Below are 24,087 nucleotides of genomic sequence, written 5' to 3' on the forward strand. Positions count from 1 at the left end.
TCCGAAATACAAAGATGATTATTGGACGAGAATTGCTTGCGCCAGTTCAAGGTCACTGGCGTTAAGTTTTGGCTGGGTTTGGCGCAGATAATCCAGCGCTGATTCCAGTCGGGCTCCCCGCCATTGGCCGTCAGTGGCAATGAAAGCGGCAGCGTCATCCTGGGCGGCCAGTATCAGTTTATGGTCGAACGGTGCGGAGGTCACTTTGCTGGTGGCGTACGCACTGACAACGAGGCTCTGGGTGGACAGGTCAAAGGCCAGAACTTGCGTGGACCAGCAGGCGCAAAACATTACGGGAACGATCAACAGGCGGTATGAAAAAGCCATGGGACTCGACAACTGAAAACGAGCGCCAAGGCTAGCGCAATGCCCGTGCGAGAGCCAGCGCGGAGGGTTCAGGGAGCGTTTGGCGCTCCCTTCCTCCTCGCCTGCGGTCAGATGGCCAGGATCGCCTGGGCCAGTTGAGCGTCAGTCGCGATGTTCAGTTGTGGAGCCTGTTGGCGGATTTGGGCCAGGGCGCTTTCCAGTTTCACACCACGGATGGCACCTTCGCTGGCCACAAAGCTGGCGGCGTCGTCGCGGGCGGCACGTACGACTTTGTTGTCACGCAGGGAGGATGTAGCGTCTGAGGTCGCATCTGAGGTGGCTTTCAGTGCGCCGACGATCGAGTCCGTGGTCACGATCAGGCTGGAGGCGTTGGCATTGGCAGCCAGGGACAGCAGTGCTGCAGTGCTCAGCAGGCGAAGACGGGACATGGGGTGACTCCTGTGGATGAACGAATAAAGGTGGCACAAAGCCGCTAAGTGAGCAGCGGGACCATGGGCATCAGACGCCCGTTCTACAGGGTTCGCCACGTGGTAACCGGATATTAAGCCGCCGTTTATCCGTTCGGATAGCCACCTGAGCGGATTACTCGCTCCAGAACGATTTGGACAGCTCAGATGCTCGGTCCCCGTGACTGATTCCCGCGTCAGATAATTCCCGTGGATCCAGTTGAGCCAGCAGCCTGCGTGTGCGGGTACGTTGCCCCCAGCGGTCGAGCGCTGCGGTCGTGCGCTTGAGTAGCCGTATCAACAGAGGGCGTTGCTGAATTTGGGTAGTCATGACGAGCGCCTTTCATGGGGTTCTGGAACACCATGTTGGGCCGGAAGGTATTACCGGTACAGATACACCAATGCTTAATTGTACTGCTTAATTGTTATGTTTTTTCAACTGTACCTGTCCGTATGAGAGCCTACTGTTTTCGCCCTTGAAAATCCAAACCCCAGAAACCACAAAACCCGCCTCCGATTACCCGGGGCGGGTTTTGCTTTATAAATTCGGAGTGCTGGCGGTGGACCCGGTGGGTCAGGGCCAGCGGACGCTAATTAGCGCCAGAACGGCTTGCTCAGCTCTTCGTAGCGTTGTGCTTCGCTGATACCGGCGTCAGCCAGCAAACGCGAATCCAGACGAGCCAGTTGATGGCGGCTGGAAATGCGGCGCTGCCACAACATCAGGTTGGCGAGAACGCGCAGAGGCAGGGAAGCCTGGGTGTTTACAGCTTTTTCTTCGAAGAACAGATCGGAACTGAGTGTACGTTCCATGATGACATCCTTCCGCTTGTGGCGGGATTAGGTAGTGGTTTAACTGATGCCAATGATCCTCCTCCGGCGCAAGACTCTCTAGATACAGTTCACCTGTATTGTGAGGGGCCAGTTAACTGTTTATAGAGGCTGTACTGTACGAAATTGGGGCAACTGTACCTATGAGCACCTTAATGGTGCGTTTTAGATGATTTTGGAGGTGCGGGTAGGATTTTTCGGTAGGAAATGACCGGTACAGCAGTACAGTTTTTTATAAAAATTGGGTTTGGAAACCCGGACTGATGAAACTGTGTTTGCATCAGTCCGAATCTGTATCAATCACGCCTTCAGCATATGCCCGGTTTCTTCCAGGTTGATGTGCCAACTCAGGGCTTCTCGCAGGATATGCGGGGTGTGACCGCCTAGAGCACAGGCCTGGGTGAAGTACGTGTTCAGGGCATCGCGGTACGCCGGGTGCACGCAGTTGTCGATGATGACCCGAGCCCGCTCCCGCGGCGCCAGGCCCCGCAGATCTGCCAGGCCGACCTCAGTCACGAGGATGTCGACGTCATGCTCGGTATGATCCACATGGCTGACCATCGGCACCACGCTGGAAATCGCGCCAGCCTTGGCGATCGACTTGGTGACAAAGATCGCCAGGTGCGCGTTACGCGCAAAGTCGCCCGAACCGCCAATCCCGTTCATCATCCGCGTGCCGCAGACGTGGGTGGAGTTGACGTTGCCGTAGATGTCGAACTCCAGTGCGGTGTTGATACCAATGATACCCAGGCGCCGCACCACTTCCGGGTGGTTGGAGATTTCCTGAGGCCGCAGCACCAATTTCTCTTTATAGCGTTCCAGGTTGCCGAACACGTCGGCGTTGCGACGCTCCGACAACGTGATCGAGCTACCGGAGGCGAAGCTGAGTTTGCCGGCGTCGATCAGGTCGAACGTGGAGTCCTGCAGAACTTCCGAATACATCGTCAGGTCTTCGAACGGCGACTCGATCAGGCCACACATCACCGCGTTGGCGATGTTGCCGATGCCGGCCTGCAGCGGACCGAGCTTGTTGGTCATGCGCCCGGCGTCCACTTCTTCTTTAAGGAAGTTGATCAGGTGATTGGCGATCGACTGGGTGTCGCTGTCGGGCGGCGTCACGGTGGAGGCCGAGTCCGATTGGTTAGTGATGACGATGGCGACGATCTTCTCCGGCGGGATCGGGATCGCGGTGCTGCCGATACGATCGTCCACAGCGACCAACGGAATTGGCGTACGGGTCGGGCGATAGCTCGGGATATAGATGTCGTGCAGACCTTCCAGGTTCGGGTTATGCGCCATGTTGATCTCGACGATCACCTGCTTGGCGAAAATCGCGAAACTGGCAGAGTTACCCACAGAAGTGGTCGGAACAATATGGCCCTGCTCGGTGATTGCCACGGCCTCGATCACCGCAATGTCTGGCAGCTTGAGCTGATTGTTGCGCAGTTGCTCGACGGTTTCGGACAGGTGCTGGTCGATAAACATCACTTCGCCGGCGTTGATCGCCTTGCGCAGCGTGCTGTCCACCTGGAATGGCATGCGTCGCGACAGTACGCCGGCTTCGGTCAGTTGCTTGTCCAGGTCGTTGCCCAGGCTGGCGCCGGTCATCAGAGTGATTTTCAGCGGTGATGTCTTGGCGCGTTCGGCCAAGGCGTGCGGCACGGCCTTGGCTTCACCGGCGCGGGTGAAGCCGCTCATGCCGACGGTCATGCCGTCCTGGATCAGTGCGGCAGCGTCAGCCGCGCTCATGACCTTGTTCAACAACGAAGGCAAGCGGATACGATCACGGTACATGGATTGTTATCTCGGGCTACGGAAGCAAGATGCGCAGTCTAGTGATTTCAAAAAGTTTCGTCCCGCTACCATGGTCGAATGCCAGGCAGCGATTTAGAGCCTTTTGTCGGTTTCTATCCACAATAAAAAACCCCAGCCTACTAAAGGCCAGGGTTTTGGGTATTGCGCTGGCGCAGTGTTTATTCGACGGCCTTGACCATGTCTTCGATGACCTTCTTGGCATCGCCGAAGACCATCATGGTTTTGTCCAGGTAGAACAGTTCGTTGTCCAGGCCGGCGTAGCCGCTGGCCATCGAGCGCTTGTTGACGATGATGGTCTTGGCCTTGAACGCTTCGAGGATCGGCATGCCCGCAATGGGCGATTTTGGATCGTTCTTGGCGGCCGGGTTGACCACGTCGTTGGCGCCAAGTACCAGCACCACGTCGGCCTGGCCGAACTCGGAGTTGATGTCTTCCATCTCGAACACCTGGTCGTAAGGCACTTCTGCCTCGGCCAGCAGCACGTTCATGTGGCCAGGCATGCGACCGGCAACCGGGTGGATCGCGTACTTCACGGTCACGCCGCGGTGAGTCAGCTTCTCGGTCAGCTCTTTCAGCGCATGTTGCGCCCGTGCTACCGCCAGGCCGTAGCCCGGGACGATGATCACGGTGTCGGCGTTGGTCAGCAGGAAGGTCGCGTCGTCAGCCGAGCCGGACTTCACCGGGCGCGCTTCTTTCGAACCGGCCGGGCCGGCGGCGTCTGCCGTATTGCCGAAACCGCCGAGCAGCACATTAAAGAAGGAGCGGTTCATCGCCTTGCACATGATGTACGACAGGATCGCGCCGCTTGAACCCACCAGTGAGCCAGCAATGATCAGCATCGAGTTGTTCAGCGAGAAGCCGATACCCGCTGCTGCCCAGCCGGAGTAGCTGTTGAGCATCGAGACGACCACCGGCATATCGGCGCCGCCAATCGGGATGATGATCAGCACGCCCAGCACGAACGCCAGGGCCAGCATCAAGGCGAAGGCGCTGAGGTTGCCGGTGAACATGAAGGCCAGGCCCAGGCCCAGCGTCAACAGGCCCAACACCAGGTTCAGCTTATGCTGACCGCCGAACTGTACCGGTGCGCCCTGGAACAGGCGGAACTTGTACTTGCCCGACAGCTTGCCGAAGGCGATGACCGAGCCGGAGAAGGTAATTGCGCCGATGGCTGCGCCGAGGAACAACTCCAGGCGGTTGCCGGCAGGGATCGAATCCCCCAGGTGTTTGACGATGCCCAAGGATTGCGGCTCGACTACGGCGGCAATCGCAATAAACACCGCAGCCAGGCCGATCATGCTGTGCATGAACGCCACCAGCTCCGGCATCTTGGTCATTTCCACGCGCTTGGCCATGATTGAGCCAGCGGTGCCGCCGACCAGCAGGCCAACGATGACGTAGCCGATGCCGGCAGTCGCCAGCTCGGCGCCGAGCTTATAGATGAGGCCCACAGTGGTGAGCACCGCCAGTGCCATGCCGAGCATGCCGAACAGGTTGCCGCGCCGCGAAGTGGTTGGGTGTGACAAGCCCTTGAGGGCCTGGATAAAGCAGATCGACGCGATCAGGTAGAGCGTCGTGACCAGATTCATGCTCATGACGATGGCGCCTCTTCTTTTACTTTCGGGGCTTTCTTCTTGAACATCTCAAGCATCCTGCGGGTAACCAGGAAGCCACCGAACACGTTGACCGCCGCGAGGGCTACGGCCAGGGTGCCCATGGTCTTGCCCAGCGGTGTCACGGTGAGTGCGGCTGCCAGCATGGCGCCGACGATCACGATCGCCGAAATCGCGTTGGTCATGGCCATCAGCGGGGTATGCAAGGCCGGGGTGACGTTCCAGACCACGTGATAACCGACATAAATCGCCAGCACGAAGATGATCAGGTTGTAGATACCGGGGGAGATAAGCTCTTCCATCGTCTGAATCCCTGCTTAGGCGTTTTTGCGGATGACTTGGCCGTCGCGGCACATCAGGCACGCGGCGACGATGTCGTCTTCGAGGTTGATTTCAAACTGCCCTTCCTTGGTGAAGACCAGCTTCAGGAAGTCCAGCAGGTTGCGTGCGTACAGCGCTGAGGCGTCGGCTGCGACGGCGCCTGCCAGGTTGGTCGGGCCGCAGATGGTCACGCCGTTTTCCACGACCACCTGGTCTGCCACGGTCAGCGGGCAGTTACCGCCTTGGGCTGCGGCGAGGTCGATGACCACCGATCCTGACTTCATCTGTGCGACGGTCTCGGCGCTGAGCAGGGTCGGTGCCTTGCGGCCCGGGATCAATGCGGTGGTGATGACGATGTCGGCCTGCTTGGCGCGCTCATGCACGGCCAGGGCCTGACGTTGCATCCAGCTTGATGGCATCGGGCGTGCGTAGCCGCCAACGCCGACGGCGCATTCACGCTCTTCGTCGGTTTCGTAGGGCACGTCGACGAACTTGGCGCCTAGGGATTCGATCTGTTCCTTTACGGCCGGACGCACGTCGGACGCTTCGATGACTGCGCCCAGACGTTTTGCAGTAGCGATCGCCTGCAGCCCCGCTACGCCTGCGCCGAGAATCAACACGCGGGCGGCTTTCACCGTACCGGCTGCGGTCATCAGCATTGGCATAAAGCGTGGGTAGTGATGGGCGGCGAGCAATACAGCCTTGTAGCCGGCGATGTTGGCCTGGGAAGACAGCACATCCAGGCTCTGCGCGCGGGAGGTACGCGGCGCGGCCTCAAGGGCAAAGGCCGTGACGCCATGCTCGGCCAGCCGGGTAATGGTTTCGTTGCTGAACGGATTGAGCATGCCCACTAGCACGGCGCCGCTTTTGATCAGCGTCAGTTCGCTGTCATTGGGGGCGACCACCTTGAGGATCAACTCGGCGCCGAATGCATCACTGGCGTTGCCAATGGTTGCGCCTGCCGCTTCATAGGCACTGTCGACGACACTGGCATTGATGCCTGCCCCGCTTTGCACAGTGACCTTGTGGCCCTGGCCGATCAGCTTCTTGATGGTTTCCGGGGTGGCAGCCACCCGCGTTTCACCGGTCTGGGTTTCGAGAGGAACACCAATGTGCACGTCAAATCTCCTGCATGATCTTTTTGCTTTGATTTTGTAAAAAGGCCAGTGCACCGCAAGAGGCACATCTGGGCGGCCGATCAGCACGATCCCGCTGAAACACAGCGGGGCGCGGCATTTTGCAGGCGAACTTTACGGCCTTCAAGAGATTATGACGGGTGACGAAAAATTAACTACAAGTCACCCCGTGACCGATTGTCGCAACGCTTGGTTATAAAGCCTTCAAATACAGGTTGTTAAAGGGATTCAGCTGAAACCAGAGCCTTTTCCCATGGCCGATGTGAATGGCTGTGTATCGCTGGAGCTTTATGGCTACAGGCCAATATAAACATGGCCTGAAGGCTTATTTATGGATAAAAGGTACGGTCTTCTAAATTGCGACATATATATACATATGTAGGTATTTTTATTATTTGACTACAGGGTCAGTTAATTGCCGTTCCCCTTTAAATGTTGGGGTTATAGCGTTGTGACTGATCAATCAGCCAATCTCTGAATGCGTGGAGAGAAGCAGATTCGACTTTCCTCTCGGGGATCATCAGGTAGTAAGCCTTTGAGCTGGCCAATTTCTGAGGGCTGGCAATCACCAGGTGCCCTTCGCTCAGTTCTCTCTGAATAAGGAACGGTGGGATCAGTGCAATGCCCATGTCGTGTATGGCTGCCTGGGACAACATGGAGAATAGCTCGTAACGCGGCCCTGTCATGTCGCGGGGTATGTCCAGCTGTTGCGCGTTGAACCACTGGCGCCAGGCGTAGGGTCGTGTGGTTTGCTGCAGAAGAGGCAGTTCGGCGATCTCCTGCGCGGTGAAGTGCATGCGCTCACCCAGCAAGCGAGGGCTGCACACTGGGAGTGGGTTTTCTCCCATCAGTTTGTGGGATTCGGTACCGGACCAGTCGGCATCGCCAAAGTAGATCGCGGCATCAAACTCCGTATCGGCGAACAGGAAAGGTCGTGTGCGGTTGGTGAGGTTGACGGTGACTTCGGGGTGTTGGTGCTGGAAGTCCTTGAGGCGCGGGATCAGCCATTGGGTGCCGAACGTTGGGACCACCGCCAGTTCGATAACGTTGGTGCCCTGCTGGCCCATGACCGACAAGGTGTCGCGCTCGACCGCGTCCAGCTGTGTAGCCACCCGGCGGCTGTAGGAAAGCCCGGCTTCTGTCAGTTTTACGCCGCGGCGCGAGCGCCGAAACAGCTCGACACTCAAAAACTCCTCGAGGCTGGCGATCTGTCGGCAGATTGCGCCTTGGGTGATTGAAAGCTCCTGCGCGGCCTTGGTAAAGCTCTCGTGGCGGGCTGCTGCTTCAAAACTGACCAGGGCTGTGGTGCTGGGAATCTTTCTGCGCATGTACCGTAGCCTCACAAGTAAAGAGCATCTATAACGCTTATGGATGTTACGGAGTGAGAAATTAGCACAAGGCTATGCAAAAACCTCGTTTGCCCTCTTCGCCTGCCCGGCCTAGGCTCCATGCACGACTTTTGATTTACTTCGCGAGGACTCACTCATGGGTGGTAAGGCAAGCTTCAACTGGATCGATCCACTGCTGCTGGATTCACAGCTCACCGAAGAAGAACGCATGGTGCGCGACAGTGCTGAACAGTTCGCCCAGGACAAGCTGGCGCCGCGTGTGCTCGAAGCCTTCCGCCACGAAAAGACGGACCCTGCGATCTTCCGCGAGATGGGTGAGACCGGCCTGCTGGGGGCGATGATTCCAGAACAGTACGGTGGCAGCGGCTTGAACTACGTCAGCTATGGCCTGATCGCACGTGAGGTCGAGCGTGTGGACTCCGGCTACCGTTCGATGATGAGTGTGCAGTCCTCGCTGGTGATGGTGCCTATCAATGAGTTCGGCACCGAAGCGCAAAAGCAGAAATACCTGCCAAAGCTGGCCTCTGGCGAATGGATTGGCTGCTTTGGTCTGACCGAGCCTAACCATGGTTCCGACCCGGGTGCGATGATTACTCGTGCGCGTAAGGTGGATGGCGGCTACAGCCTCACCGGCAGCAAGATGTGGATCACCAACAGCCCGATTGCCGATGTGTTCGTGGTGTGGGGTAAGGACGACGCTGGCGACATTCGTGGCTTCGTTCTGGAAAAGGGTTGGAAAGGCCTGAGTGCTCCGGCGATTCACGGTAAGGTCGGGCTGCGCGCGTCGATCACCGGTGAAATCGTCATGGACAACGTGTTTGTGCCTGAAGAAAACATCTTCCCGGATGTGCGTGGCCTGAAAGGACCGTTCACTTGCCTTAACTCGGCACGCTACGGGATCTCGTGGGGAGCGCTGGGCGCTGCGGAGTTCTGCTGGCATACCGCGCGTCAGTACACCCTTGATCGTCAGCAGTTCGGGCGACCATTGGCGGCTACTCAGTTGATCCAGAAGAAGCTGGCAGACATGCAGACTGAGATCACCCTCGCCCTTCAAGGTTGCCTGCGGTTGGGTCGTATGAAGGATGAAGGCACTGCGGCTGTGGAAATCACCTCGATCATGAAGCGTAACTCGTGTGGTAAGTCCCTCGACATTGCCCGGATGGCGCGTGACATGCTCGGTGGGAACGGCATCTCCGATGAGTTCGGCATTGCCCGTCACTTGGTCAACCTTGAGGTGGTAAACACCTATGAGGGCACCCACGACGTGCATGCGCTGATCCTGGGGCGCGCGCAAACCGGTATTCAGGCGTTCTATTAATAGGAGAACGACCATGGGCGCGCTATCGCACCTGCGGGTACTGGATTTGTCGCGAGTGCTGGCGGGCCCTTGGGCCGGGCAGATACTGGCGGACCTTGGCGCTGAAGTGATCAAGGTCGAGCGGCCCGGCAACGGCGACGATACTCGTGCCTGGGGGCCGCCCTTCCTTAAAGATGCCTATGGGGAGAACACCACAGAGGCGGCGTATTACCTGTCGGCCAATCGCAATAAGGAGTCGGTGACGATCGACTTCACGCGGCCGGAAGGTCAGAAGCTGGTGCGTGACCTGGCGGCAAAGTCCGACATTCTGATCGAGAATTTTAAGGTGGGGGGCTTGGCCACCTATGGGTTGGACTATGAGTCGCTCAAGGAGATCAATCCGGAGTTGATCTACTGCTCTATTACCGGGTTTGGTCAGACCGGGCCCTATGCGACACGGGCGGGCTACGACTTCATGATCCAGGGGCTTGGCGGGCTGATGAGTCTGACTGGTCGTCCGGAGGGTGAAGATGGCGCAGGGCCGGTCAAGGTGGGTGTAGCGCTGACGGATATCCTTACGGGGCTCTATTCAACGGTCGCGATTCTGGCTGCCATGGCTCACCGGGATCATGACGGCGGTGGTCAGCATATCGATATGGCGCTGCTGGATGTACAGGTGGCTTGTCTGGCCAATCAGGCGATGAACTACCTGACGACGGGAGTCTCTCCCAAGCGTTTGGGTAACGCTCATCCGAATATCGTGCCGTATCAGGATTTTCCTACGGCGGATGGCGACTTCATTCTCACTGTGGGTAACGATGGGCAGTTCCGCAAGTTTGCCGAGGTGGCTGGGCAGCCCCAGTGGGCGGATGATCCTCGGTTTGCCACTAATAAGCTGCGAGTGGCCAATAGGGCGACGCTGATCCCGTTGATTCGTCAGGCTACCGTGTTCAAGACCACTGCTGAATGGGTGGCCCAGTTGGAGCGAGTAGGTGTGCCTTGCGGCCCTATCAATGACCTGGCACAGGTGTTTGCCGATCCTCAGGTAAAGGCGCGCGGGTTAGCAATGCAGTTGCCTCATGCGTTGGCGGGGATGGTGCCCCAGGTGGCTAGTCCTATGCGCTTGTCCAAGACGCCTGTTGAATACCGCAGTGCGCCTCCTCTATTGGGTGAGCATACTTATCAGGTGCTGCAGCAAGTGCTCGGTTTGACGCCGGCGAGTGTGTCGGCGTTAAGGGAGGCTGGGGTCATCTGAAGCTTCTCTCTATATAGAGGGGGAATTGGTCGGATTTTAGTCAAAATTGTCTATTTGATAGAAATCCTGAATTAAGGGTTGACGGCAGATTCTGGAAGTCTATAATTCGCCCCACTTCCGGCGCAGTCGAAACGGAAAACTCCTTGGTAAACAAAGAGTTATGTAGGTTTCGACAGCGAGCTGCTTCAGATCATAGAAGCCCAGAAGGAGTTAGTAAGGCAGTGTTGTCTGGCCCTATTAACGGTTCGATCTTCTCGGTCGAAAGCGGAGAAAAAGAGGTGTTGACAGCAGCGTGTAACGCTGTAGAATTCGCCTCCCGCTAACGAGAGATCGGAAGCGCAAGTGGTTGAAGTTACAAAGGAAACTTTGAAAACTTCTTAAAAAAACCGCTTGACAGCAACAGAGGCTGCTGTAGAATGCGCGCCTCGGTTGAGACGAAAGATCTTAACCAACCGCTCTTTAACAACTGAATCAAGCAATTCGTGTGGGTGCTTGTGGAGTCAGACTGATAGTCAACAAGATTATCAGCATCACAAGTTACTCCGCGAGAAATCAAAGATGTAACCAACGATTGCTGAGCCAAGTTTAGGGTTTCTTAAAAACCCAAAGATGTTTGAACTGAAGAGTTTGATCATGGCTCAGATTGAACGCTGGCGGCAGGCCTAACACATGCAAGTCGAGCGGTAGAGAGAAGCTTGCTTCTCTTGAGAGCGGCGGACGGGTGAGTAATGCCTAGGAATCTGCCTGGTAGTGGGGGATAACGTTCGGAAACGGACGCTAATACCGCATACGTCCTATGGGAGAAAGCAGGGGACCTTCGGGCCTTGCGCTATCAGATGAGCCTAGGTCGGATTAGCTAGTTGGTGGGGTAATGGCTCACCAAGGCGACGATCCGTAACTGGTCTGAGAGGATGATCAGTCACACTGGAACTGAGACACGGTCCAGACTCCTACGGGAGGCAGCAGTGGGGAATATTGGACAATGGGCGAAAGCCTGATCCAGCCATGCCGCGTGTGTGAAGAAGGTCTTCGGATTGTAAAGCACTTTAAGTTGGGAGGAAGGGCAGTAAATTAATACTTTGCTGTTTTGACGTTACCGACAGAATAAGCACCGGCTAACTCTGTGCCAGCAGCCGCGGTAATACAGAGGGTGCAAGCGTTAATCGGAATTACTGGGCGTAAAGCGCGCGTAGGTGGTTCGTTAAGTTGGATGTGAAATCCCCGGGCTCAACCTGGGAACTGCATTCAAAACTGACGAGCTAGAGTATGGTAGAGGGTGGTGGAATTTCCTGTGTAGCGGTGAAATGCGTAGATATAGGAAGGAACACCAGTGGCGAAGGCGACCACCTGGACTGATACTGACACTGAGGTGCGAAAGCGTGGGGAGCAAACAGGATTAGATACCCTGGTAGTCCACGCCGTAAACGATGTCAACTAGCCGTTGGGAGCCTTGAGCTCTTAGTGGCGCAGCTAACGCATTAAGTTGACCGCCTGGGGAGTACGGCCGCAAGGTTAAAACTCAAATGAATTGACGGGGGCCCGCACAAGCGGTGGAGCATGTGGTTTAATTCGAAGCAACGCGAAGAACCTTACCAGGCCTTGACATCCAATGAACTTTCTAGAGATAGATTGGTGCCTTCGGGAACATTGAGACAGGTGCTGCATGGCTGTCGTCAGCTCGTGTCGTGAGATGTTGGGTTAAGTCCCGTAACGAGCGCAACCCTTGTCCTTAGTTACCAGCACGTAATGGTGGGCACTCTAAGGAGACTGCCGGTGACAAACCGGAGGAAGGTGGGGATGACGTCAAGTCATCATGGCCCTTACGGCCTGGGCTACACACGTGCTACAATGGTCGGTACAGAGGGTTGCCAAGCCGCGAGGTGGAGCTAATCCCAGAAAACCGATCGTAGTCCGGATCGCAGTCTGCAACTCGACTGCGTGAAGTCGGAATCGCTAGTAATCGCGAATCAGAATGTCGCGGTGAATACGTTCCCGGGCCTTGTACACACCGCCCGTCACACCATGGGAGTGGGTTGCACCAGAAGTAGCTAGTCTAACCTTCGGGAGGACGGTTACCACGGTGTGATTCATGACTGGGGTGAAGTCGTAACAAGGTAGCCGTAGGGGAACCTGCGGCTGGATCACCTCCTTAATCGACGACATCAGCTGCTCCATAAGTTCCCACACGAATTGCTTGATTCATTGAAGAAGACGATAAGAAGCAGCCCGAAATTGGGTCTGTAGCTCAGTTGGTTAGAGCGCACCCCTGATAAGGGTGAGGTCGGCAGTTCGAATCTGCCCAGACCCACCAATTTTGTGTGGGAAACGCCTGTAGAAATACGGGGCCATAGCTCAGCTGGGAGAGCGCCTGCCTTGCACGCAGGAGGTCAACGGTTCGATCCCGTTTGGCTCCACCACTACTGCTTCTACGTTATGAAAGCTTAGAAATGAGCATTCCATCGTTGTGATGGTGAATGTTGATTTCTAGTCTTTGATTAGATCGTTCTTTAAAAATTTGGGTATGTGATAGAAAGATAGACTGAACGTTACTTTCACTGGTAACGGATCAGGCTAAGGTAAAATTTGTAAGTAATTGCGAATTTTCGGCGAATGTCGTCTTCACAGTATAACCAGATTGCTTGGGGTTATATGGTCAAGTGAAGAAGCGCATACGGTGGATGCCTTGGCAGTCAGAGGCGATGAAAGACGTGGTAGCCTGCGAAAAGCTTCGGGGAGTCGGCAAACAGACTTTGATCCGGAGATGTCTGAATGGGGGAACCCAGCCATCATAAGATGGTTACCTTACACTGAATACATAGGTGTATGGAGCGAACCAGGGGAACTGAAACATCTAAGTACCCTGAGGAAAAGAAATCAACCGAGATTCCCTTAGTAGTGGCGAGCGAACGGGGACTAGCCCTTAAGTGGCTTTGAGATTAGCGGAACGCTCTGGAAAGTGCGGCCATAGTGGGTGATAGCCCTGTACGCGAAAATCTCTTAGTCATGAAATCGAGTAGGACGGAGCACGAGAAACTTTGTCTGAATATGGGGGGACCATCCTCCAAGGCTAAATACTACTGACTGACCGATAGTGAACTAGTACCGTGAGGGAAAGGCGAAAAGAACCCCGGAGAGGGGAGTGAAATAGATCCTGAAACCGTATGCGTACAAGCAGTGGGAGCAGACTTTGTTCTGTGACTGCGTACCTTTTGTATAATGGGTCAGCGACTTATTTTCAGTGGCGAGCTTAACCGAATAGGGGAGGCGTAGCGAAAGCGAGTCTTAATAGGGCGTCTAGTCGCTGGGAATAGACCCGAAACCGGGCGATCTATCCATGGGCAGGTTGAAGGTTGGGTAACACTAACTGGAGGACCGAACCGACTACCGTTGAAAAGTTAGCGGATGACCTGTGGATCGGAGTGAAAGGCTAATCAAGCTCGGAGATAGCTGGTTCTCCTCGAAAGCTATTTAGGTAGCGCCTCATGTATCACTGTAGGGGGTAGAGCACTGTTTCGGCTAGGGGGTCATCCCGACTTACCAAACCGATGCAAACTCCGAATACCTACAAGTGCCGAGCATGGGAGACACACGGCGGGTGCTAACGTCCGTCGTGAAAAGGGAAACAACCCAGACCGTCAGCTAAGGTCCCAAAGTTATGGTTAAGTGGGAAACGATGTGGGAAGGCTTAGACAGCTAGGAGGTTGGCTTAGAAGCAGCCACCCTTTAAAGAAAGCGTAATAGCTCACTAGTCGAGTCGGCCTGCGCGGAAGATGTAACGGGGCTCAAACCATACACCGAAGCTACGGGTATCACCTTCGGGTGATGCGGTAGAGGAGCGTTCTGTAAGCCTGTGAAGGTGAGTTGAGAAGCTTGCTGGAGGTATCAGAAGTGCGAATGCTGACATGAGTAACGATAATGGGTGTGAAAAACACCCACGCCGAAAGACCAAGGTTTCCTGCGCAACGTTAATCGACGCAGGGTTAGTCGGTCCCTAAGGCGAGGCTGAAAAGCGTAGTCGATGGAAAACAGGTTAATATTCCTGTACTTCTGGTTATTGCGATGGAGGGACGGAGAAGGCTAGGCCAGCTTGGCGTTGGTTGTCCAAGTTTAAGGTGGTAGGCTGGAATCTTAGGTAAATCCGGGATTCTAAGGCCGAGAGCTGATGACGAGTTATCTTTTAGATGACGAAGTGGTTGATGCCATGCTTCCAAGAAAAGCTTCTAAGCTTCAGGTAACCAGGAACCGTACCCCAAACCGACACAGGTGGTTGGGTAGAGAATACCAAGGCGCTTGAGAGAACTCGGGTGAAGGAACTAGGCAAAATGGCACCGTAACTTCGGGAGAAGGTGCGCCGGTGAGGGTGAAGGACTTGCTCCGTAAGCTCATGCCGGTCGAAGATACCAGGCCGCTGCGACTGTTTATTAAAAACACAGCACTCTGCAAACACGAAAGTGGACGTATAGGGTGTGACGCCTGCCCGGTGCCGGAAGGTTAATTGATGGGGTTAGCTAACGCGAAGCTCTTGATCGAAGCCCCGGTAAACGGCGGCCGTAACTATAACGGTCCTAAGGTAGCGAAATTCCTTGTCGGGTAAGTTCCGACCTGCACGAATGGCGTAACGATGGCGGCGCTGTCTCCACCCGAGACTCAGTGAAATTGAAATCGCTGTGAAGATGCAGTGTATCCGCGGCTAGACGGAAAGACCCCGTGAACCTTTACTATAGCTTTGCACTGGACTTTGAATTTGCTTGTGTAGGATAGGTGGGAGGCTTTGAAGCGTGGACGCCAGTTCGCGTGGAGCCAACCTTGAAATACCACCCTGGCAACTTTGAGGTTCTAACTCAGGTCCGTTATCCGGATCGAGGACAGTGTATGGTGGGTAGTTTGACTGGGGCGGTCTCCTCCTAAAGAGTAACGGAGGAGTACGAAGGTGCGCTCAGACCGGTCGGAAATCGGTCGTAGAGTATAAAGGCAAAAGCGCGCTTGACTGCGAGACAGACACGTCGAGCAGGTACGAAAGTAGGTCTTAGTGATCCGGTGGTTCTGTATGGAAGGGCCATCGCTCAACGGATAAAAGGTACTCCGGGGATAACAGGCTGATACCGCCCAAGAGTTCATATCGACGGCGGTGTTTGGCACCTCGATGTCGGCTCATCACATCCTGGGGCTGAAGCCGGTCCCAAGGGTATGGCTGTTCGCCATTTAAAGTGGTACGCGAGCTGGGTTTAGAACGTCGTGAGACAGTTCGGTCCCTATCTGCCGTGGACGTTTGAGATTTGAGAGGGGCTGCTCCTAGTACGAGAGGACCGGAGTGGACGAACCTCTGGTGTTCCGGTTGTCACGCCAGTGGCATTGCCGGGTAGCTATGTTCGGAATAGATAACCGCTGAAAGCATCTAAGCGGGAAACTAGCCTCAAGATGAGATCTCACTGGAACCTTGAGTTCCCTGAAGGGCCGTCGAAGACTACGACGTTGATAGGTTGGGTGTGTAAGCGCTGTGAGGCGTTGAGCTAACCAATACTAATTGCCCGTGAGGCTTGACCATATAACACCCAAGCAATTTGCATGCTTCAAGCTGAAAAGCGAAAGAGCACCAGATTGCGGTGTGTGAAGACGAAACGAACCGAAAGTTCGAGATACTCACAAAACACCGAAGCTATCACATACCCAATTTGCTGAAGCGAGGCCATCTGGTCACGACTCAGTACCCGAATTTCTTGACGACCATAGAGCATTGGAACCACCTGATCCCATCCCGAACTCAGCAGTGAAACGATGCATCGCCGATGGTAGTGTGGGGTTTCCCCATGTGAGAGTAGGTCATCGTCAAGATTAAATTCCAGAACCCCTGATTGCTAACGCAATCAGGGGTTTTGTTTATGTAGAAGTCCATGATTTTCACCGGCACGTTGCGAGCGCAACGGTCTGGTACACAGAATTTCTTGACGACCATAGAGCATTGGAACCACCTGATCCCATCCCGAACTCAGCAGTGAAACGATGCATCGCCGATGGTAGTGTGGGGTTTCCCCATGTGAGAGTAGGTCATCGTCAAGATTGAATTCCGAAACCCCTGTCTGCTAACGCAGACAGGGGTTTTGTCGTTTAGGGGCCACATAAACAAAAAACAATACCTGCTCAACCCTTACGTGTCTTACCGCTTCGCCTGGCCAGTAACTTACGCCACCAAATGTAGATCCCGGTAGCAGACAACATCGCGATCACTACCCCCAGTAGCGCAATCAACACCTGCCCCGTCAGCCCGATGATTTTGCCCCCATGGATCGGCAGTTGCAGCCGATAAAAGCGCTCTCCCAACGTACCTTGCCCTGCTATTTCCTGCCCTAATAAACGCTCGTCCGTCCCATGGAAAAACAACCAGGATTTCCCATGGGCCTCCGTATCATGTTGCCCAAAACCAGCCCCATAAAAGTTGTATTCAAAGCTGTAATACAGCTCTCCAATCGCCGCCGTCAGCCCTAGCCGCTTGCCTTCCTCCAGCGCCCGCTCATAGGCCTGTTGATAACTCAGTAGGGTCACGCCCAATTGTTCGGCCGGTAACCTGCCACGGGCCTCATAGACGCTGGCCTCGACCGGTGAGAACAGCGACACTGCGGGCTTGAACACCTGACTCGGCAAATTCATTGCCACGCTGCTGACCGCGATCGGCAGCAACAACAGCCAAAGCCACAGCCCACCTGCGCGATGCAGGTCGAAATTCAACCGATAAGCATGACCACCCTTGATCTTCCAAGCCGTAGACCACTTCTTCCAGAAAGGTTTGCTTCTCGGCAGGGTCAGCCACAGCGCGATAAAACAATCGAACACCCACGCAATCGCCACCAGCCCCATCAGCCACAAACCCCAATTTCCCGGCAGTGTCAGGTTGTAGTGAAACTCCAGAATGAACGGGATGAGATTCTCACGCTGAAAGCAGCACGCGCCCCAAACACGCCGGCCCAGTTCTTCACCACTCACCGGATCAAGATAGAAAACCTGGTTAGGTTCATCAAAGGGTTTGCCCGTCGCCGGATCGTTTCTGGCAACTGCCGCCAACATAGCGGTATGACTGGCCTCTTGTGGATATTCCATGTACCAGACTTGCAGCTTGGGATGCTGCCCCTGCAACGTATCCACCAGTTCACCTGGCGGTAATGCACGGCCCTTGGCTGTCGCTTTATAGAACCCTGGATTGAGCCATTCATCCAACTCATGGTTGAACGCCAGAAGGCTGCCCGTTATCCCCGCCATCATCAGAAACAACGCCGTCGCCAACCCGATGTAGCGATGAAATAAAACCAGCAATGCACGCATAAAGTTTTCCTGCAAATACGACAAAGCCAGCGCCTGGATCAGGCACTGGCTTTGGATGAATCGAGAGAAATTAGAACTGGTAGCTCACCGTCGCACTGACGTTGCGCTCTTCACCCAGGTAGCAGAAGTTCAGGCTCGCGCACGACGCCACGTAAGACTCGTTCGTCAGGTTGTTGGCATTCAGGCGCACATCCACACCCTTCAAACCAACCTTGCCGAGGTCATAACCCATCGAGGCATCAAACAGCGTATAGGCGGGCACTTTCATGGTGTTCTCCGCATCCGCCCAGCTGTAGCCGACATAGCGCACACCACCGCCGAGCCGCAGGCCATCCAGAGCGCCGCTGTCAAATTTGTAGTCGGCCCACACCGATGCCATATGACGCGGTGCCTGGGTTGGCGAATTTCCCTTGTTCTCGATCACGTTTTCCGCAGTACTCAACGTGCTGACCATCGACTTTGAATACTCGATGTCAGTGAAGGTGTAGCTGCCCAGCAACTTGAGATTGTCGGTCAGCTGCATATGTGCCTCCAACTCCAGGCCCTGGGACCGCACAGCACCTACCGCGCGATAGAAGTTTTCCTGCGGCAGCTTGGTCGCCAGGTTTTCCTGATCGATGCGAAACAGCGAAGCGGTGAACAGGTTGTCAGTACCCGGCGGCTGATATTTCAAGCCAACCTCCCACTGGGTGCCGTCGGTAGGTGCCAGGGGATTGCCGGCACTGTCCGAATAGGAATTTGGGTTGAAGGATTCGGAATAGCTGAGGTAGGGCGCGAGACCGTTATCAAACAGATAAAGCGCTCCTGCACGCCCAGTCAGCTTGGTACGTTTATCACTGATCTCCGTGCCCAGCGGCCGTCCCGCTTCAGCAATGCGGTTTTCATCGGAGGTCTCAACCCAGTCCTGACGCAGCCCGAGAGAGAACCGCCACTTGTCCATCTCAATCAGGTCCTGCAGGTAAACACCAGTCTGCTCAAGCCGACGCAGATAACTGGTTGGACTGTAATAACTGATCTCGGAATTGCCATACGCCGGATTGAACGCATTGATCGGCGCAAGAGAGCCACTGGTCCAGTCCACAACGGTTTTGCGCCGCTGATAGTCCGCCCCCATCAACACCGTATGCTTCGTCGCACCGGTAAAAAATTCAGCCTGCAGCATGTTGTCGATGATGAACGCGTGCAGCTTCTCGTCACCGCCTGAATAGTAGCGATTCAGCTCATTGCTGGTGGGCGTGGTCCAGCCATAGGCATACACCTGGTCCAGCCGGACCTTCGAATCCAGATACCGAAAGTTTTGCCGCGCCGTGAAAACGTCATTGAAGCGATGCTCAAACTGATAGCCGAACGACTGCTGATCACGTTTGTACCCATCAATGTCCGGCTCACCCTCGAAGAAGTGATTGGAGATACGCTGGCCATTGCGCTGATGCAACGCGCCATCCGCCGGCATGCCACCGTGGTAGCCACCGTCGGGATCATGCTGCAGATAAGCCTGGAGTGTGAGGGACGTATCATCGGTAAAGTCGATGCTCAAGGTGGGCGCCAGTGCGTAGCGTTTTTCCTTGGCATGGTCGAACTGTGTGTCGGACTTGTCCGCAAGCCCGGTCAGTCGGTAAGCAATACGCTTGTCGTCATCCACCGGGCCGCTGAAGTCGAAACCCATGCCTCGCTGCCCTTGGGAACCCACAGTGGCCTGCACCTGATGGTAGGGCTCAAACAATGGCTTCTTGCTGGTCAACGCCACCAGCCCGCCCGGCGAGCTGCGCCCGTAGAGCACCGATGACGGGCCTTTGAGAATATCCACCCGCTCGAGGAAGTACGGGTCCACCTGCATGGTGCTGTAAGTCCCGCTGTCCCCCATGGATTTCAGACCGTCGAGGTAGATGTTGTCCACCGAACCGTCGTTGAAGCCACGCATCGCCACATAGTCATAGCGGTGAGTCGCGCCATACGGGTTGGTCAGCACGCCAGGGGTGTAACGCATGGCCTGGGCAACGGTTTGCGAGCCTTGGTCATCCATCTGCTCGCGGGTCACCACCGAAACCGTCTGGGACGTTTCCAGCAGCGCGGTACTGGTCTTGGTGGCGATCTGGCTGTGAGTGGCGTTGTAGCCCTCCATGCTGCCCAAGGCGTTACCCAGGGCGAAGCCTTTGATGTCGGTGGTCGGCAAGGTCAGCGCCTCGCTCTCGGGCTGCGCCTGCAACACGAAACTCACGTCGTCCTGAGCTTGCGCCTGCAAGCCTGACCCGTTGAGCAACTGGCTCAAACCTTGTTCGGCAGAATACTCCCCATGCAATCCGACAGATTGGCGGCCCTGAGTCTGCGCAGGCGTGCTGGAAAGCGTGATGCCTGCCTGACGGGCGAACTGATTGAGCGCATCGCTCAGCGGGCCTGCAGGGATGTCATAGCGCTGGCTGATACGCTCGACGCCGCTATCAGCCGCGACACCGGCCACCGGCAGCAAGCCGATGCCCATTGTGGTCGACAGCAACGCTGCGCGTACGGCTTTACCGAGCAAAGGGTAGGAAGAGGGTGGGTTACTGAAAAAACGCACAGTCATTGTCGAGATCCGTAGAGGTCGCTGAAGGCAGATTGAATTGCTTACTGTCTAAGCCGGACTTACGGAAAAAAGCCGCCAAAAATAAATCAGGTGCGACAGAAATAATCAGGCCTGACGCTCCAGGCTCACCCACCAGCGTGTGCGATAGCGCAGGCGCACAGGCAGCGTCTGCGGAAGGATTGCCAACAGCTTCTCGGTGTCTTCCAGGCGAAAAACACCCGACAGGCGCAAGTCTGCGATATCACTTGAACAGCCCAGATAGCCCTGGCGATAGCGCCCCACCTCCGCCAGGAAGTCGGCAAGACGCATGTTGCGGGTGACGATCAATCCGTCCGCCCAGGCCCCAGTATCCATATCCGAAGCCGGCGCGAGAACGGCCCCGTTCTGACGCACCACGTAGCTTTCTCCTGCATGCACTTGAGTGAACAGTCCGTCGGCGGTATGGGGTGAATGAATCGCGACGTTGCCTGAAGCCACGCTCAAGCGTGTGCAATCACCGTCCTGACGCACCACAAACCGCCCGTTGATGCCTTCGAACAAGCCATGGCGGGTGCGAACCAGCAACGGTGCGGTCGCAACAGCGCCGCAGGTCACCAGGATTTCCCCGCGTACCAACGTGATCAAGCGTTGCTGCGGGTTGAAGTCCAGGTCCACCGCGCTGTCGGTGTTGAGCTGCAGGCGTGTGCCATCCGGCAGTTGCACGCTGCGACGCTCGCCGGTGGTGGTAGCCAGGTCCGAGGTCCAACGCTGCCAACCGGTGAGGTCTCGGCTGACCCAGGCCGCCGAGCCCATCAACAGCACACCGGACAACACCTTCAACGCTTGCCGGCGACCGAGGCGCTGGGCACTGTTCTCCAGCGCCGCATGGGCGCCAGGAATCGCCGCTAACTGGCTGCTCAACTCATGTTGCAGCGCCTGCACGCGTTGCCAGGCCAACTCGTGTTCATGATGAGCTTCACGCCAGTGCTCGCACTGCGCCTTCAACCGGACATTCGCGCGATTGTTACGCAAGCGCAGCATCCAGCTGATGGCCTGCTTGACCACCTGCGGGTCGGGCCCGGAGCGCGCCGTGTTATCCATCGAGGTCATGCCTCATACCGCAGCACATAACAGTGATACAGGGCCTCGGCGACATACCGCTCCACCGAGCGCAACGACACGCCCATCTGCTGCGCAATCTGCTTGTATGTCAGCCCGTCGCACTGAGCCAGTAGAAACGCCTTGCGCACCTTGGGCTTGAGTCCGTCCAGAAGCCGGGCGACGCACTCCAGCAATTCCAGAATCAGCGCACGCTCTTCAGCACTCGGTGCCAAGGCGTCGGGCAAATGCGCGATGGACTCCAGATAGGCGCGCTCGATTTCTTCGCGACGCCAATGATCGATCACCAGGCCTCGGGCGATGGTGCGCAGGAAGGCCCGAGGAGCCTTGAGTTCGAAGCGTTCGGTTTTTTGCAGCAGGCGCACGAACGTGTCCTGCGCCAGGTCCGCCGCATCTGCCGCATTGCCCAGTCGGCTGCGCAGCCAGGTGTTCAGCCAGCCATGATGGTTGCTGTAGAGCGTCTGTACTGCGTACTCGGAAGAGGGCATTCACGCGGCCTGGCAAAGCGTCACAAATGATAATTAGTCGCATTGTCGGCAAGGCTGAAAAATTTTGCAACTCCTGCCATCGGAGGGCTACCGCTGGTCGGCTTCTGACGCAAAAAGCAGATGCTTCTCACAAATTCCTAAGATTTATCCTGACTTGGCCGACAGCCTGACGAGCCATGCGTGCACCGAAATAGAGCAGTCACAGAGTCTGCCTATCCCGTTATATGGAATGTTGCATCCGGCACGCTCACCCCCTTTTGGCAAAAAGAAGTCAATGAAATGAATCTCAAGTTCAGTCATAAAATTCTGTTGGCCGCGTCAGGCGTAGTGGTTCTGGCCTTCGCGTTATTCACGTTCTACAACGACTACCTGCAGCGCAACACCATCCGGCAAAACCTGGAATCGTCTATCCAGCAGTCCGGTGAGCTGACCGCCAGCAGTGTGCAGAACTGGCTCAGCGGCCGGGTACTGGTGTTGGAAAGCCTGGCGCAAAACGTGGCCCACCAGGGCAGCGCTGCCGATCTTCCGGGGTTGGTCGACCAGTCGGCATTTACCTCCAACTTCCAGTTCACCTACGTCGGTTCAACCAACGGTGTGTTCACCCAACGGCCCGACGCCAAAATGCCGGATGACTACGACCCGCGTCAGCGTCCCTGGTACAAACAAGCGGTGGCCGCCGACAAGACCATGCTCACGCCGCCCTATATGGCAGCGGTAGGTGGGCTGATCGTGACCATCGCGATGCCGGTGAAAAAGAATGGCGAACTGCTAGGCGTGGTTGGCGGTGACCTGAGCCTGCAAACCCTGGTGAAGATCATCAATTCGGTGGATTTCGGCGGCATCGGCCATGCATTCCTGGTCAGCGGTGACGGCCAGGTGATCGTCAGCCCGGACCAGGACCAGGTGATGAAAAACCTCAAGGACATCTATCCGGGCACCAACGTACGCATCGATAAGGTCAGCCAGGAAGTGGTCCTCAATGGCCAGGAACGGATCCTGTCCTTCACCCCGATCAGCGGGTTGCCGAATGCAGATTGGTACATCGGCCTGTCGATCGACAAAGACAAAGCCTACGCACCGCTGGGCAAGTTCCGCACCTCGGCATTGATCGCCATGTTTATTGCAGTCGCCGCCATCGCGGTGTTCCTGAGCCTGCTGATCCAGGTCTTGATGCGCCCGCTGACCACCATGGGTCGCGCCATGCAGGACATTGCCCAGGGCGAGGGTGACTTGACCCGCCGCCTGACCGTGGAAAGCAAGGATGAATTCGGTGACTTGGGCAGTGCCTTCAACCAGTTCGTCGAGCGTATTCACGCGTCAATTTCCGAAGTTTCCTCGGCTACCCGCCAAGTACATGACTTGTCCCAGCGTGTAATGGCCTCGTCCAACGCATCGATCGTCGGCTCCGACGAACAAAGCGCCCGCACCAACAGCGTGGCCGCGGCAATCAACGAGCTGGGTGCCGCCACTCAGGAAATCGCGCGCAACGCCGCTGATGCTTCGCAACACGCCAGCGGTGCCAGCGAGCAGGCTGATGACGGGCGCAAGGTGGTGGAGAAAACCATCCTCGCGATGTCGGAGCTTTCGCAAAAAATCAGCCTGTCCTGCACACAGATTGAAACCCTGAACGCCAGCACCGACAACATTGGCCACATCCTGGATGTGATCAAAGGCATCTCCCAGCAAACCAACTTGCTGGCCCTCAACGCTGCGATTGAGGCTGCGCGCGCCGGTGAAGCGGGACGTGGGTTTGCCGTGGTGGCGGATGAAGTCCGCAACCTGGCGCACCGCACCCAAGAGTCGGCCGAGGAGATCCACAAAATGATCACCTCGTTGCAGATTGGTTCGCGTGAGGCCGTGACCACGATGAACGCCAGCCAGACCTCCAGCGAAGAAAGCGTCGAGGTCGCCAACCAGGCCGGTGAGCGCCTGGTCAGCGTGACTCAGCGGATCGTCGAGATCGACGGGATGAACCAGTCGGTAGCGGCCGCCACCGAGGAACAGACTGCCGTGGTGGAAACCCTCAACGTCGACATCAACCAGATCAACCTGCTGAACCAGCAAGGCGTGGCCAACCTCAACGAAACCTTGAAGGATTGCGACGCGCTGTCTCAACAGGCCAACCGGCTGAAGCAGTTGGTCGACAGTTTCAAAATCTGATGATTAACCTGTAGGAGCGAGCTTGCTCGCGAAGAACGTCAACGGTAACGCAGCGCTATCAGATAGCCCGTTTCGCC

Annotated in this window: 16 protein-coding genes, 2 tRNA genes and 4 rRNA genes; 9 read left to right on the forward strand and 13 right to left on the reverse strand. The window is 56.2% G+C overall.

Translation table 11 applies throughout. The features are described from left to right. Positions 1-18 precede the first annotated feature (18 nt). From NVB75_RS20595 to NVB75_RS20635, 9 genes are all read right to left on the reverse strand, one after another. Positions 19-327, reverse strand: a complete 309-nt coding sequence (locus NVB75_RS20595; protein ID WP_258343044.1) for a DUF2388 domain-containing protein — start codon at positions 325-327, stop codon at positions 19-21. 107 nt (positions 328-434) lie between these two features. Further along, positions 435-755, reverse strand: a complete 321-nt coding sequence (locus NVB75_RS20600) for a DUF2388 domain-containing protein (RefSeq protein ID WP_076013345.1) — start codon at positions 753-755, stop codon at positions 435-437. 154 nt (positions 756-909) lie between these two features. Beyond that, a complete protein-coding gene (locus NVB75_RS20605) occupies positions 910-1,104 on the reverse strand; it encodes a DUF1127 domain-containing protein (protein ID WP_258343048.1) in 195 nt (64 codons plus the stop codon). Between the two features lie 263 nt (positions 1,105-1,367). Beyond that, positions 1,368-1,583 (reverse strand): DUF1127 domain-containing protein, encoded by a 216-nt coding sequence (locus NVB75_RS20610; RefSeq protein ID WP_003214752.1) that lies wholly within the window; start codon positions 1,581-1,583, stop codon positions 1,368-1,370. A 318-nt stretch (positions 1,584-1,901) separates the two neighbouring features. Next, positions 1,902-3,395, reverse strand: coding sequence for an acetyl-CoA hydrolase/transferase family protein (locus tag NVB75_RS20615; protein ID WP_076013347.1), 1,494 nt, complete (start codon positions 3,393-3,395; stop codon positions 1,902-1,904). A 179-nt stretch (positions 3,396-3,574) separates the two neighbouring features. Continuing rightward, a complete protein-coding gene (locus NVB75_RS20620; protein WP_003214748.1) occupies positions 3,575-5,011 on the reverse strand; it encodes an NAD(P)(+) transhydrogenase (Re/Si-specific) subunit beta in 1,437 nt (478 codons plus the stop codon). Beyond that, entirely contained in the window at positions 5,008-5,331 is a 324-nt protein-coding gene (locus NVB75_RS20625) for an NAD(P) transhydrogenase subunit alpha (protein WP_258343049.1), read from the reverse strand. The genes NVB75_RS20620 and NVB75_RS20625 overlap by 4 nt, the downstream gene beginning before the upstream one ends. A 15-nt stretch (positions 5,332-5,346) precedes the next feature. Continuing rightward, positions 5,347-6,468, reverse strand: a complete 1,122-nt coding sequence (locus NVB75_RS20630) for a Re/Si-specific NAD(P)(+) transhydrogenase subunit alpha (protein WP_258343050.1) — start codon at positions 6,466-6,468, stop codon at positions 5,347-5,349. A gap of 446 nt (positions 6,469-6,914) precedes the next feature. Continuing rightward, the gene (locus NVB75_RS20635; RefSeq protein WP_258343051.1) at positions 6,915-7,814 is read right to left on the reverse strand and encodes a LysR family transcriptional regulator; all 900 of its coding nucleotides are present in this window, start codon (positions 7,812-7,814) and stop codon (positions 6,915-6,917) included. Positions 7,815-7,971: 157 nt separating this feature from the next. Between NVB75_RS20635 and NVB75_RS20640 the strand changes: the two genes are divergently transcribed. The 8 genes from NVB75_RS20640 to rrf (NVB75_RS20675) all read left to right on the forward strand — a co-directional run bounded on the left by NVB75_RS20640 (position 7,972) and on the right by rrf (NVB75_RS20675) (position 16,444). After that, positions 7,972-9,153 (forward strand): acyl-CoA dehydrogenase, encoded by a 1,182-nt coding sequence (locus tag NVB75_RS20640; protein WP_010168706.1) that lies wholly within the window; start codon positions 7,972-7,974, stop codon positions 9,151-9,153. 13 nt (positions 9,154-9,166) lie between these two features. Further along, on the forward strand, positions 9,167-10,387 hold the full coding sequence (locus tag NVB75_RS20645) for a CaiB/BaiF CoA-transferase family protein (protein ID WP_258343052.1): 1,221 nt from the start codon (positions 9,167-9,169) through the stop codon (positions 10,385-10,387). Positions 10,388-11,002: 615 nt separating this feature from the next. Next, positions 11,003-12,539: ribosomal RNA gene (locus NVB75_RS20650) — 16S ribosomal RNA — on the forward strand. A gap of 82 nt (positions 12,540-12,621) precedes the next feature. Beyond that, a tRNA-Ile gene (locus NVB75_RS20655) sits at positions 12,622-12,698 on the forward strand. Positions 12,699-12,728: 30 nt separating this feature from the next. Then, a tRNA-Ala gene (locus NVB75_RS20660) sits at positions 12,729-12,804 on the forward strand. 234 nt (positions 12,805-13,038) lie between these two features. Next, a 23S ribosomal RNA gene (locus tag NVB75_RS20665) occupies positions 13,039-15,932 on the forward strand. 171 nt (positions 15,933-16,103) lie between these two features. Continuing rightward, positions 16,104-16,219: ribosomal RNA gene (gene rrf / locus NVB75_RS20670) — 5S ribosomal RNA — on the forward strand. 109 nt (positions 16,220-16,328) lie between these two features. Continuing rightward, positions 16,329-16,444 (forward strand): 5S ribosomal RNA (rrf, locus tag NVB75_RS20675). Together the 16S, 23S and 5S rRNA genes with 2 tRNA genes alongside form the textbook arrangement of a ribosomal RNA operon. Before the next feature lie 81 nt (positions 16,445-16,525). On the opposite strand, the gene NVB75_RS20680 is transcribed toward rrf (NVB75_RS20675), so the two are convergent. The 4 genes from NVB75_RS20680 to NVB75_RS20695 all read right to left on the reverse strand — a co-directional run bounded on the left by NVB75_RS20680 (position 16,526) and on the right by NVB75_RS20695 (position 21,850). Further along, a complete protein-coding gene (locus NVB75_RS20680; protein WP_258343053.1) occupies positions 16,526-17,701 on the reverse strand; it encodes a PepSY domain-containing protein in 1,176 nt (391 codons plus the stop codon). A 70-nt stretch (positions 17,702-17,771) separates the two neighbouring features. Further along, positions 17,772-20,264 carry a TonB-dependent siderophore receptor gene (locus tag NVB75_RS20685; protein ID WP_258343054.1) on the reverse strand — a complete coding sequence of 831 codons (2,493 nt, stop codon included), beginning with the start codon at positions 20,262-20,264 and terminating at the stop codon, positions 17,772-17,774. 105 nt (positions 20,265-20,369) lie between these two features. Further along, a complete protein-coding gene (locus NVB75_RS20690; protein WP_275710881.1) occupies positions 20,370-21,353 on the reverse strand; it encodes a FecR domain-containing protein in 984 nt (327 codons plus the stop codon). After that, the gene (locus NVB75_RS20695) at positions 21,350-21,850 is read right to left on the reverse strand and encodes a sigma-70 family RNA polymerase sigma factor (protein ID WP_258343055.1); all 501 of its coding nucleotides are present in this window, start codon (positions 21,848-21,850) and stop codon (positions 21,350-21,352) included. The genes NVB75_RS20690 and NVB75_RS20695 overlap by 4 nt, the downstream gene beginning before the upstream one ends. Positions 21,851-22,129: 279 nt before the next feature. Between NVB75_RS20695 and NVB75_RS20700 the strand changes: the two genes are divergently transcribed. Continuing rightward, positions 22,130-24,010, forward strand: a complete 1,881-nt coding sequence (locus NVB75_RS20700) for a methyl-accepting chemotaxis protein (protein ID WP_219272952.1) — start codon at positions 22,130-22,132, stop codon at positions 24,008-24,010. Positions 24,011-24,087 lie beyond the last annotated feature (77 nt).

It is taken from the genome of Pseudomonas sp. CBS, from assembly GCF_024734645.1.
Taxonomy (GTDB): Bacteria; Pseudomonadota; Gammaproteobacteria; order Pseudomonadales; family Pseudomonadaceae; genus Aquipseudomonas.